The following is a 12,446-nucleotide window of genomic DNA, read 5'->3' as shown; positions in this document are numbered from 1 at the left end:
AGCGCACCAAAAAGTAGATGAGTGCACGTTAATCATTGTCGATTAATCAATGATCAGTACTCAATGCTCAATGCCCTAACGAACCTGATACACCCTATGCCACGGATTACATCGAGGAGCAAAAGTTAACGAATCTCACCCACGTTATTTCTGTGTATTTCAGAGAAAATACCTGAAAAACCGGACTAAATTAGGAAATAGAGTGCCTAAGATTCGTTAAATTTTATAATCTGCAATTAATGGCCCAATAAGGTCCACACGGTTCGTTAAACGTTTGGATCTGAATCGCTGATGCCTTGTTATCTATATAAGTTGAACTAAAGAATATTTACACTGGACACTCCGGTGACAGAACAACCTTCCGATCGCTGTTATCCCCAGTTTTTTATTCCTTTTATAAAGTGGGAAATCCGGGATAGCGTATGCTTCCGAAGCGGCTTTTTTTCAGATAGCTTTTAGTTCCGCTTCTTCAGGTTCTTACTGTCCTCTGTGTTTCGTGTAAATGTTTAGTTAGATGAAACAACGATTAGTTACTGAAAAGGGGAGTCCTGTCATGATTCATGACGGAGGCTCCCCTTTATTTATTTGTTTGTTCACGCTACCTGATCCTGGCTCGCCTATAACCTGCCCATAATCTGCATCTAACCTGCATCTAAACTATATCCGAACTACGTCCGGTCCGAATTCTCCGGCATCCTGCTTACAGCCGGAATCGCATCAGTTCCTGATGCATCTCTGCACTGATATCACGTAATGACTTCACCTTGATACTTGCATCAGCGAAGGAACGTTGTTGTTCCGACGTGGAGGCGGTGATTTCTTCACTGCTGGCTGCCGACTGCTCGGTGATGGCACTGATATTTTCAATGGCCTGTTGCACCTGTGTACTGAGTTCATTGGAGTGTTGCATGTCCTCAGCAAGCTGGTGGATACCCGTACTAATGCGCTCCACACTTTCACGAATGGCAGAGAAGGATTCACGAGTCTGGCCAGTGGCTTGTTCCTGTTCGCCGAATAGCTGCATGCTCTGTGCTACAGAGTTCTTCACCTTGTCCATGGAGGTTGTGATCTCGCCCACAGCCGCATAGATATGTTTGACCGATTGCGCAGATTGTTCGGCGAGTTTGTTCACCTCGCCCGCAACAACAGCGAAGCCGCGTCCGGCTTCTCCAGCGCGAGCAGCCTCTATGGAGGCATTTAACGAGAGCATGGTCGTTTGCTTGGCAATCTCCGATACATACGCAGTCATCGTAGTGATTCGAACCGCGCTTTCTTCCAGTTCCCGCACCGTTTGTTCTACCTCTGACATCGCCATACGATTCACTTCGGCCAGCCGGAGTTGCTCCGCTACAGCCTTATTACCTTCCTCAACGGTAGTTAATACTTCACGACCATCGATCACCGATTGGGAGGTAGCCTCCAGATTACTATTGAAGGTAGACTGCATTTTGTCCACAACCATCACCGTTTCACTCAGATCCTCGGCAATCTTTTGACTACCAATCGAGAGTTCCTCCGTGGTGCGGGATACTTGCTGCACGATCGCTTGGGCTGTATCGTTGCCACGGTCAATATCTTGCGCCATCAGATCGACACGATGACCAGCTGCACCGATCGATTGAATAATGCCGCGAATATTATGGGTCATGATACCGAAGGAGCGACTCAGATCATCGAGTTCATCTTTGCTCCGAGCTTCCGGCAATTGTCCTGTCAGGTCACCGTCTGCAATTTGTCCCGCGGCGTTTTTGAGCGTACGAATACGCCGGGCGATCTGCCGTGAAGTATACATATTGAACAACATTACGGCGACGAGCAATATGATGGCTCCACCGAGAGCGACTTGCCACGTTTGCTGAATGTCATGTTCCAAATCGACGGTATATTGATCATAACGATCCCGAGTCATCTCATCTAACGAATAGATATCATTCTGTATACCCCGAACCCGAGTGCTGTAACGTTTCGCTTCCGCACTGTTCATCGCGCTCATCGCTTCGGTGGCTCCCTGGTTTAGAGCTTGTAATTTGGTCTCGATGGACTGTATAAGTTGTAGCTGCTGATCCGTTTCCAGCAATCCGTCCGTAAGTTCTTGAATCATCGTTTGGCCTTCATCCAGCAAGCGGAGCACAGCGTCCTGATTCCCAGCTGTCATGGAGAACGAATAGACATCCAGCGCCTGCTGGGTCTGAATCTGATTGGCATTCAGTTCACTAACCTTGAGCATGGCTGGTACCAGATTTTGATTTTTGGCATTCATACCGAGTAATTGCATGATGATATAAGCAACCAGCGCAAGGCATAGGAGCAGCGAGATTAGAGCATTAAGTATCAGTTTTCCCTGTAGTTTCATGTGCGTACCTCCTTGTATCCGATGGGTTATTGATCAAGCGTAATTTTGATTTGACCGGAAGAGATCTTTGCCTTCAGATCTTCGAAGGTTTGCTGTTGTTCATCACTGAGCGTGATATTATGTAGTGCGGTCAGACCCACGGCGTTCTCCGCCAGCCCCTCCACGATTTCCTTTTGAGGGAAGGTATGATTGTTTTGAACAAACGTGTTAACGGCATTGTAGATAGAGACATCCACATTTTTCAGCATGGACGTAAGAATGGCTTTCTCCGCCAAAAAGAATTGATCGGTATCTACACCGATGGCATATTTCCCTAATTTCTGAATCTCCGTCAGTGCGCCAACGCCTGTGAGACCGGCAGCAACGTAGATCACGTCAGCGCCCTTTTCCTGAATCATCTGTGCAGCCAGTTGTTCACCCAGATCGGCATTACCGAAGTCCCCTGCGTAGACGGCATCAACGGTTGCATCCGGCTTGACAGCCAGAACACCTTGCTTAAAACCTTGCTCGAAATTACGAAGGACCGGTATCTCTATTCCACCAAGGAAGCCAACATGATCTTCCGTTGAAGCCATAGCGGCAATAACACCTGCCAGATAACTTCCTTCTTCCGCCCGGAATGAAATGGAGGCGATGTTAGGCAGTTCGGACTGACTGTCAATCATGAGGAACTGCTGGTCAGGATATTTGGCTGCAACTTTCTCCATATCCGCTTGGACAGCATCACTCAGGCCGATAACCAGATCGAATTTGGCTTCCGCAAACTCTTCAAATGCAGCTTCGGCATTGTCGCCCGGTTCACGATAGTCAAAGACAATGCTTTTCTCATTTCTGGCCTGAACCAGTCCATCAAAAGCAGCATCATTAAAAGAGCGGTCTCCCAGACCTACTTCCGTAAGCACGATCCCAACCTTTGTTATTGTGTCTGTTGCCGTTGTTGTATTATTGGCCGAACATGCCCCCAGGATCAGTACCGTCAGGATCATCATTAGGGTGAGACCTTGACCTGCGCGTCTGTTCTTGTTTGTTTTCATATGTGGTACCCTCATTTCTGTAGTCGCATTTTTCTGTTTTGCGTGATTCCTTAGCTCCAGGGAATGACGTGTACATGATGACACGTATGGTGAGGATTTCCCTTTATCTATATCGGTCAGAAAGACACTGTGATTTATGGTATGTAGTGAAAAATTACGAAAAAATAAATACTTTTCATGAATTATACATTATTTTTACATTTCTCTGGTTGAAAGGGAGCATAAATAACTACAGTATGTTGTTTACTGACGTTAAAAGTTTAAAAAGACAAAAAGACACAACAGAGATCACATGAATCATCTCTATTGTGTCTTTGAAATGAACTAGCGGATATGAGAAGCGGATCGTGATATCCGTACTTGTCCTTATAAAGGAAATTACATGAGCTTACCAAGCCGCAATCGAGCCATCCGCTCGGGTTTCCGTACCCCCGCATAATACGCCATTGTCCGGGTTGCGCCAGATGATCTGACCGCGTCCAAACTGGGATGGATCGAGTGCCACTTGAATATCATGTCCTTTGCGGGCGAGTGCCTGTGCAATGTGCTGCGGGAAACCCGGTTCCACGAGAATTGTTTTGCCCTTTGTCCACTGCCAGCGTGGAGAATCCAAGGCGGCCTGTGGGTTCAGGTGATAATCGATCGTATTCATGACCACCTGCACATGACCTTGCGGTTGCATGAAACCACCCATGACACCGAATGGCCCCACCGCTTCGCTGCCACGGGTGAGGAAGCCCGGAATGATCGTATGATACGTTCGTTTGCCCGGCTCCAGGGCGTTGGCATGACTAGGGTCCAGTGAGAAGTTATGTCCGCGGTTTTGCAGAGCAATGCCTGTCCCCGGAACAACCAATCCAGAGCCGAAGCCCATATAGTTACTCTGGATAAACGAAACCATGTTGCCTTCACCATCAGCCGTAGCCAGATACACCGTTCCACTTGCTCGTGGATCGCCTGCTTCAGGTGCACGTGCGGTATCACCAATGAGTTTGCGCCGTTCTTCCGCGTATGCCTCGGACAGCAGTTCCTCCACTGTCACACCCATTTTGCGTTCTTCAGTAATATATTTCTCCCCATCGGCAAACGCCAGCTTCATGGCTTCGAGCTGCTGATGATACGCCTGAACAGATTCTTTCTCTTCAAATTCATATCCTTTCAGCAGATTAAGCGCCGCCAGAGCAATCAATCCTTGTCCATTCGGTGGAATTTCCCACACATCGTATCCACGATAGGAGACGGAGATGGGATCGACCCACTCGGGCTGGAAAGCCTTCAGATCTTCGAGAGTCAAATAGCCACCGTGCTCTGTCATAAAGGAATGAATGCGCTCTGCCAGTTCTCCTTCGTAAAAGTCTCGCGCTTCGCTCTCGCCAATCTGGCGCAAAGTCGCCGCATGATCCGGCGAGCGCCACATCTCTCCAGCTGCGGGAACACGCCCGCCTGGAGCAAATGTCTCAAACCACGCACGCCCTGCTTCCGCATCACCCTGGCGTGCATAGATCTCGGCTGCCCTTGCCCAGTGGCGGGCCAGCCCAGGCGCAAGCGGGTAACCTTCCTCCGCATAGCGGATGGCCGGTTCCAGCGCTTCCGCCAGCGTGAGCCGCCCAAAACGGCGGCTCAGCTCAGCCCAACCCGCCGGTGCGCCAGGCACCATCACCGGAACAACCCCAAGCTTCGGCATCTCCGTATAGCCTGCCGCTTGAAGCGCCTCAATGGATATGCCCTGAGGCGCAGGGCCGCTGGCATTCAGGCCATGCAGTTTGCCCTCGGTCCAGACGAGGGCAAAAGCATCGCCACCAATGCCATTGGACGTAGGCTCCAGCACGGTGAGTGCTGCCGCGGTTGCAATGGCGGCGTCAATGGCATTGCCACCTTTTTTCAATACATCCAGACCGGCTTGTGCAGCCAATGGTTGAGACGTGGCGACCATGCCTTGTTTCGCATACACAGGTACGCGGTAAGAGGGGTACGGTTGGTAGAGTGGATCGAAGTTCATCGGGTTGTTCAGCTCCTTGTCACAAGATGTCAGGCTCCGGTATCACCGGATCATACTCCTAACCCTCTTCGCAACCGGACAACCGATATCCTGCCACACCCGCCAAATCCAACCTGACACCAGCCTATGTCGTTACCATATCGCCGCCATTTACATGAATGCATTCACCTGTGACGTAGGATGAATCGCGGGAAGCGAGATAGACATAAGCTGCCGCCAGTTCGTAAGGCTGACCAGCCCGACCCATAGGCGTATCCGTTCCAAATACCTGCACATCCTCAGCGGAGAAACTGGCAGGGATGAGCGGTGTCCAGATGGGTCCCGGGGCGACGGAATTCACACGGATTCCCTGTGCAGCGAGCGATTGGGCGAGTACACGAGTCAGCGATACGACGGCTCCTTTGGTAGAAGAGTAGTCGATCAGTTGGGTATTACCTTTATATGCCGTAATGGAAGCCGTATTGATGATGGAGGCACCTCTGCACAGATGGGGGAGAGCGGCCTGGATCAGAAAGAAATAGGCGAACACATTTGTCTGAAAGGTGTGATACAGCTGTTCTTCCGTAATATCAACGATGCTTGGCTGCACATACTGTACGCCATGATTGTTGACCAGAATATCGATCTTCCCGTAGGTTTCCATGGTTGTGCGAATGACGGCTTCACAGTTTTTCTTTAAGCGGAGATCAATCTCGATTAAGAGACAGCGCTGTCCCAGTTCTTCGATCCGTTCACGAGTCCTTTCGGCATCTGTCCGTTCATATAGATAAGCAATGACGATATCCGCACCTTCCTTGGCAAAAGCGATGGCGGCCGCCCGGCCAATTCCACTGTCACCACCCGTAATAATGGCAACCTTACCTTGGAGTTTGCAGCTGCCGATATAGGCAGGATCTTCACTAATTGGTTCAGGCACCATCAGGGTTTCCAGACCGGGTTGCTGGTCCTGGTGCTGGGGTGGAAATGCCAGCTTTTGCTCCTTGCACACCGTTTTCTCACCATAAAAAGGATAGACAGGATTCATTCGCTTTACATCCTCCTCGAACGTTCATTGATACGGATAACCTATGCATTCGCCCAGAAGAATGTGCGAGAGGAGGAGGCGCAGCGGTTGTTTTTTGCGCAAAATATACCATAATAAGGATAGATCCTTAAATCGATGGAGGTGTCAGGAGCCACATGAATATTCAAGGAATTAATCATTTGTGCTTTTCCGTTTCCAATCTGGAGCGGTCCATTACCTTTTATGAGCAGGCTCTCGGTGCCCGAATTCAAGTGAAAGGACGCAAACTGGCTTATTTCGAGTTGGCCGGTCTGTGGATCGCCCTGAATCAGGAGGATGTTATTCGCAATTATACGGAACGAACCTATACTCATATTGCTTTTACTGTCAAAGAAGAAGAGTTCGACGAATCTGTGCAGCAACTTCGAGCAGCCGGAGCGGACATTCTTCCCGGAAGACCAAGAGATCCGCGGGATGCAGCTTCTGTATATTTCACCGATCCGGATGGACATCTGTTCGAACTGCATACAGGTACGATGAAGCAAAGGTTGGATTATTACCGTGAAGACAAAGCTCATATGACCTTTTATCCATGAGTCTGATGTGCAAATGGAGAAAATTCGAAAGTATTACTCACATATCTATTGTCTAAACAATGGCATTACCTATAATATGGACAAATGGTACCTTAATTTACCAATGTTAAATTGATTGGTTCAATTCCAAGGAGGTTTGTCATGATTCAGTTCCCCAAACCGGATGTTGAGCAATATTTCCAGACGTACCGTATTTCGCATTTTGCCGTATCGGCAGATGAGAAACGTTTGTTCATGGACAGCAATCTGAACGGTCAGCCGAATATTTGGGCAATGGATTTGCCTGGTGGATACCCGTATCCTTTAACGTACTTGAATCAGAGCAGTCAATTTATTAAAGCAGACCCGCAAGGACGTCATCTTCTTACCGCGTTTGATCGGGATGGAGATGAGAACTATCATCTGTATGCACTTCCACCTGAGGGTGGTGTCCCACTGCCTGTGGTTCCGGCGGAACCAAATGATCGCTGTTATTACTCTGAGTTGTCCGAGGATGGACAACGTCTCTATTATGTTACCAGCGCGGGTAATCCAAATTATCTGAATTCACGCCGCATCGATTTGGAGACAGGGGAAGATGAACTGTTATACAGTGGAGAAGAGGTTACGAGCAGCCTGTTTGCAGTAAGTCCTGACGAGAAGAGTTATGTTATTTTAAAAATGTACTCCAATACGTATCAGACGGCGCATCTGTATCGTAACAATGAAGAAATGGTGATTCTGCCAGCTTCAGAACGTCATAGTCAGGTTTCCGATCTGATTTTTGCAGATGACAATCGTCTACTGTTCATTACCAATGATGACTCCGCATACGCCTATGTGGCTGAGTACCGTATCGATACCCGCAAATTCCGTTTATTGTGCAGAATCGAAGGGGAAGATGTGGAGTTCATCCGCTGGCATCAGGCTTCCGAGACCTTATATTTCTGGACACTTACAGGGCCGGAGAATCGTATGTACGTATTGGGCAAAAATGCCGATGAGCCTCGGCGCATAGAGATGCCACTGGATACGATTGAGCAGGTGAACGTTACGAAGGCTGGCAATGTGTATATCCTCGGACGTGGAGCGATCCAGCCGCATAATATTTATCGCAAAATGGCAGGTGCTGATTCCTGGGAACCGCTGACGGCCAATAGGGTAACCGGATTGCACCCAAGTGATCTCGTGTACCCTGACGTTATTCGGTATAACTCCTACGACGGACTGGAGATTGAAGCGCTCTTGTTCAAAGCAAAACCAGAGCAGGCCAATGGCTATACGGTATTTTGGCCTCATGGTGGGCCGCAAGCATCCGAAGCGAAGTTTTTTCGACCGATGTTCCAGATGATGCTCGCTCAGGGCTATCATGTCTTTGCACCGAATTTCCGGGGCAGTACCGGATATGGTGCGGAATTCGTCAAGATGGTTGAGCGTGATTGGGGTGAGGGCCCAAGGCTGGACTGTGTTGCCGGTATTAACTGGTTGTTTGATCAGGGAATCACCTCGCCAGAGCGATTGTTTGTGGTAGGGGGTAGTTATGGGGGATATATGACCCTGTTATTGGCAGGTCGCCATCCGGAGCTGTTCCGGGCTGCGGTCGATATTTTTGGGCCTAGTAACCTGTTCACATTCCTGGAATCCGTACCGGAAGACTGGAAGCCGATGATGGATAACTGGCTGGGTGATCCGGTCCGTGACCGCGAACGTTTAACGAAGGATTCACCGATTACGTATCTCGATCAGATGGTTAATCCAATGCTGGTCATCCAGGGTGCTAATGATCCAAGGGTCGTGAAGGCCGAATCCGATCAGATCGTGGCTGCGCTCCAGTCCAAGGGACTTGATGTGGAATACATCGTTCTGGATGATGAGGGCCATGGCTTCTCCAGAAAGACAAACGAGATTCTCGTGTACCGCCGGATGCTGGAGTTTTTGCAGAAACATCAGGAATCTCCCGTCGCACAAACTTAAGTTGAGAGATTCCATCGTTGAACGAAATATAGTGAGATGAGGAAAACCGCCAAAGATCAAGGATGATCTCTGGCGGTTTTATATGTGCGCCCGGATGTTGGGCGACATATATGGAACGATACATTCTACTAATCTAACAATGCGACAATCGAATTGATGGACTGCTCCGCCCACTGTGCAAAAGGCAGGTCGGCTGCCCACGTCACTTGTCCTGTCGCGTTGGCTTCCCCCCACCACAAGATACGTTGATAGAGCAGGTGCATGCGGAGCCGTGTGCGGAAGTGTTGGCATTTCTCTTCATCTGCTGCACAGACCAGATCCCGGTAGCAGCGAAGGAACTGTGCGGCCAGTTCTGGTTGACCCTCACGAACATACCTGGTGGATATTTTGGTTAGGTCGGCCGTACCGTCTCCGAAATAGGCGGTTGTAAAATCGAACAGACCACTAATCTGCCACCCTGAAGAACGGTCGTCCAGATTTTGAATCAGAATATTCTCGACCTTGAAGTCTCCCATAACAAAACACGGAACAGCTTTGGAACGAAATGCCGGTTCAGCATTCTTGAATTGCTCGTCCACCCACTGAACATCTTCATCCGTAATCACCGAGTACTGTTCAGCATCATGTAACCAGTGACGAATGGTTCCGTACAACCAGTCCAGATAATCGCCTGCAAAGGAAACAATTTGCTGCGCTACAGGGTCATATTCCCCAGCATCAGGCACCTTCCAGCGGTGCAGTTCAGCCAAAGTATGGGCAAACATACAGGCAATCTCTTCCTGATCTTGTTGTGACAACGAAGCCTGGAATGCTGGATCATACAGGTGATTCCCGGGCAGGCGCGGCATTATGGCATAACTCCAGCCTAGCAGATGGGTATCTTCCTGTAATAAATATGGATCAGGGACAGGAATGGACGTATGTTTTGCCAGTTGTTCTACAAAGAACTTTTCTTCCTGTAACTGTCCTGCATATAAAGGATTGCCTTTCAGAATATACTCTCCACGGGAAGAGCGAATGAGCAGTGTCTGACCCATAACACCTTTGTCTGTTCGTCGATAATCTTCAAGGGTTCCCAGGTCAAGCTCATTCAGTGCATCCTGCAATGGAACTGCGGCCACTTCGCCAAGTTGATTGGAACCAAAATATATACGGGTTGTCATATGGCCGGACCCTCCTGGGTTTTAGTCCTCATTCTCTTCGTCAGACAGGTCATACGTATCCTCATCGACCAATCCACGGATGAAAGCTTCAAAATTTGGCGCAAGATATGTAATCTCATAATCATTTTCCTGATCTACATGAACTACACAGGGTTCACCTTCAGGGCCGCAGAAGCGATAATCCAGCATAACGACATCATGACCAGCGGATGGACAATCACAGATCACAATCCCCAGGTCGGGGTATCCCCAATCCTCGATCATGAACCGACTTCCCAGCTCACCAGCGAGTGCGTATATTTTATCGTGTCCAATTCCCATAATGCTTGAAATGGCAATGTGATCCTCAGCCCAGGAAGTCGCTTCTTTGGTTGGAAATACAGTGAGCGCAGGGATACCGCCGTTCTGCGTATTCATCAGATGAATATAGGAAGCGGGCAACTTGTAACCCAGTTCTTGCTCAATCGACACAATTTCTGCTTCGTCAAAGGGAGCCGATACATGGTTGTCCCGTGCATAATCACTCTGCTTCCAGAATGTCGCAGGATCATAAGTCCCTGAAGCAGCTCTTAGATGGTTCTGTGCCCCGCTCTGCTCGAGTGCGACAAGCTCCTCTTCATGACGCCGCCGATCTCGACGCATCTTGTCCGCTTCGGGACGAATCTGACGAAGGAATTCCAAGGTAGATTCATCGTGAGGCATGAGTTCGTCCGCTCTCTCAAAAGCCAAAAGTGCTTGTTCATAGTTGGCGATATAACAGTAGGCGTACCCCAAGCGGTATTGCCAGAGCGGATCGTTTACCCCTTGCTCCTTGACAGACAACAAATGTTGGATGGCTTCGCGGTAACGTGTGTCATTGTTATAGGCTCTGGCGAGTTGACCAATCAGATCATAATCCCGCTCTGAGACGGGGATTCGTTCAATACGTTCAATAATGAGACTGAATTGGTCCTGCTCATGCCACAAGTTGATTTGTTCCAGCAGTTCTTTTTTCCATGATTAGGCCTCACTTCCGTAGAAGGGTATGAATCTCTTTCAAAACTATCTTACAAGGTTAAGAGACAAAAAAACACTCCCGCATGCAGATAGCCATGAAGGCATTCTATCAAAGGGAGTGCTTTAATTTGTGTTTATTTATACCGGATATACTCAAATAGTAGATACTCGATCAGAAGATTTTACAAATCGTCAAATCCGTTATCGTCGCCAACTTTACCGTAGTTACGGGATTTAGCTTCGAAGAAGTCTGTTTTGGTTGCATTTAATGCTTCATCAGAGAATGGTTTGATCCAAGGCATGCAGTTTACGTCCACACCTTCATACGCTTTTTCCATACCCATCAGACGCAGACGTTTGTTGGCGATGTACTTGATATAATCTTCCAACTCGTTCAGGTCAATACCACGCACGTTACTGAGTGTGTAATGTGCCCAGTTGGTTTCAAGCTCAACAGCACGATGGATTGTTTTGTATACGTAGTCCATGTTCTCAGGTGTGTTCAGTTCAGGGAAGTCTACCAGCAACTGTTTGTACACTTCAGCGAAGAAGTAACAGTGTTGGTTTTCATCGCGTTGGATATACGAGATCATCTGGCTGGTTGCCATCATTTTCTGGTCACGGGCCAGGTTGTAGAAGAAGGCAAACGTACTATAGAAGAAGATACCTTCGAGTACCAGATCGGCTACCATAGCCTGGAAGAACGTCTGTGGAGACGGCTCGTCCCGGAAGTTCTGATAGATATCAGCAATGAAACGGTTGCGGTCGAGCAGTACCGGATCATGTTTCCAGTATTCGAAAATTTCCTTTTGCTCCCGATCGGATACGATGGAAGAGAGGACGTAGGAATACGATTGGTTATGAACAACTTCCTGTTGTCCGATAATGGCCGAGATCGCTTCGAGGGAAGAATCGGTAAAGTAACGTTTTACGTCACCCACAAACATCGTCTGCATGGAATCAAGTACCGCGAGCAGGGAGATGTTGATTTTAAATGTACGTTGCTCTTCCTCGTCCAGTTGAGCAAACTGGGAAGCATCTTTGGACATTGGAATCTCGTCTGCGATCCAGTGGTTGAGCAGCAGTACTTTGTACAATTTGTACATATGAGGCATGCGAATGTCATTCCAGTTCAGGATACCGGAGCATTCACCTTCAATAATACGGGTTGATTGGTTAGGGGCTTCGGTGTTGAAAATTTTCTGTACTTGCATAGTCCGTTCACTCCTTGAAATTTCATAATGTTCTGCCGACAGAACTTTGGGAAATCATCTATATCAACATCTTGCGATGCTGTGATCGTGTTTTAGGCAAAAAAGAACCAGGGCAACGCCATTTTGCAATCAAAA

9 protein-coding genes are annotated in these 12,446 nt (G+C 48.4%); 2 read left to right on the top strand and 7 right to left on the bottom strand.

From position 1 onward, the window contains the following. Nucleotides 1–700: 700 nt before the first annotated feature. The 4 genes from QF049_RS20695 to QF049_RS20680 all read right to left on the bottom strand — a co-directional run bounded on the left by QF049_RS20695 (nt 701) and on the right by QF049_RS20680 (nt 6,410). Nucleotides 701–2,353: a methyl-accepting chemotaxis protein gene (locus QF049_RS20695; protein ID WP_307540210.1), complete on the bottom strand. Its 1,653-nt coding sequence runs from the start codon at nt 2,351–2,353 to the stop codon at nt 701–703. Between the two features lie 26 nt (nt 2,354–2,379). Beyond that, nucleotides 2,380–3,387, bottom strand: coding sequence for a BMP family lipoprotein (locus QF049_RS20690; protein WP_307540208.1), 1,008 nt, complete (start codon nt 3,385–3,387; stop codon nt 2,380–2,382). 388 nt (nt 3,388–3,775) lie between these two features. Further along, on the bottom strand, nt 3,776–5,386 hold the full coding sequence (locus QF049_RS20685) for a gamma-glutamyltransferase family protein (protein ID WP_307540206.1): 1,611 nt from the start codon (nt 5,384–5,386) through the stop codon (nt 3,776–3,778). A gap of 124 nt (nt 5,387–5,510) precedes the next feature. Then, a complete protein-coding gene (locus QF049_RS20680; RefSeq protein ID WP_036607429.1) occupies nt 5,511–6,410 on the bottom strand; it encodes a glucose 1-dehydrogenase in 900 nt (299 codons plus the stop codon). A 155-nt stretch (nt 6,411–6,565) separates the two neighbouring features. Here QF049_RS20680 and fosB point away from each other — a divergent pair, with 155 nt between their 5' ends. Together fosB and QF049_RS20670 are read left to right on the top strand one after the other, a co-directional pair. Further along, nucleotides 6,566–6,985 (top strand): metallothiol transferase FosB, encoded by a 420-nt coding sequence (gene fosB, locus QF049_RS20675; RefSeq protein WP_124117873.1) that lies wholly within the window; start codon nt 6,566–6,568, stop codon nt 6,983–6,985. 141 nt (nt 6,986–7,126) lie between these two features. Beyond that, nucleotides 7,127–8,938: a S9 family peptidase gene (locus QF049_RS20670; protein ID WP_307540203.1), complete on the top strand. Its 1,812-nt coding sequence runs from the start codon at nt 7,127–7,129 to the stop codon at nt 8,936–8,938. Between the two features lie 128 nt (nt 8,939–9,066). On the opposite strand, the gene QF049_RS20665 is transcribed toward QF049_RS20670, so the two are convergent. The 3 genes from QF049_RS20665 to QF049_RS20655 form a co-directional block, all read right to left on the bottom strand. Then, on the bottom strand, nt 9,067–10,101 hold the full coding sequence (locus tag QF049_RS20665; RefSeq protein ID WP_307540201.1) for a phosphotransferase family protein: 1,035 nt from the start codon (nt 10,099–10,101) through the stop codon (nt 9,067–9,069). Nucleotides 10,102–10,122: 21 nt separating this feature from the next. Continuing rightward, a complete protein-coding gene (locus QF049_RS20660; protein WP_307540200.1) occupies nt 10,123–11,067 on the bottom strand; it encodes an SMI1/KNR4 family protein in 945 nt (314 codons plus the stop codon). Between the two features lie 212 nt (nt 11,068–11,279). Beyond that, nucleotides 11,280–12,311, bottom strand: a complete 1,032-nt coding sequence (locus tag QF049_RS20655; RefSeq protein WP_062837278.1) for a ribonucleotide-diphosphate reductase subunit beta — start codon at nt 12,309–12,311, stop codon at nt 11,280–11,282. Nucleotides 12,312–12,446 lie beyond the last annotated feature (135 nt).

Origin of the sequence: Paenibacillus sp. W4I10, from assembly GCF_030816325.1 — a bacterium.
Classification (GTDB): domain Bacteria; phylum Bacillota; class Bacilli; order Paenibacillales; family Paenibacillaceae; genus Paenibacillus; species Paenibacillus amylolyticus_B.
This window is presented reverse-complemented; position numbering and strand designations above follow the sequence as displayed.

Coding starts and splice junctions, on each gene's coding strand:
- QF049_RS20690 (WP_307540208.1), bottom strand. CDS start 3,387: ATGAAAACAAACAAGAACAGACGCGCAGGTCAAGGTCTCACCCTAATG.
- QF049_RS20665 (WP_307540201.1), bottom strand. CDS start 10,101: ATGACAACCCGTATATATTTTGGTTCCAATCAACTTGGCGAAGTGGCC.
- QF049_RS20680 (WP_036607429.1), bottom strand. CDS start 6,410: ATGAATCCTGTCTATCCTTTTTATGGTGAGAAAACGGTGTGCAAGGAG.
- QF049_RS20685 (WP_307540206.1), bottom strand. CDS start 5,386: ATGAACTTCGATCCACTCTACCAACCGTACCCCTCTTACCGCGTACCT.
- QF049_RS20670 (WP_307540203.1), top strand. CDS start 7,127: ATGATTCAGTTCCCCAAACCGGATGTTGAGCAATATTTCCAGACGTAC.
- fosB (WP_124117873.1), top strand. CDS start 6,566: ATGAATATTCAAGGAATTAATCATTTGTGCTTTTCCGTTTCCAATCTG.
- QF049_RS20655 (WP_062837278.1), bottom strand. CDS start 12,311: ATGCAAGTACAGAAAATTTTCAACACCGAAGCCCCTAACCAATCAACC.
- QF049_RS20695 (WP_307540210.1), bottom strand. CDS start 2,353: ATGAAACTACAGGGAAAACTGATACTTAATGCTCTAATCTCGCTGCTC.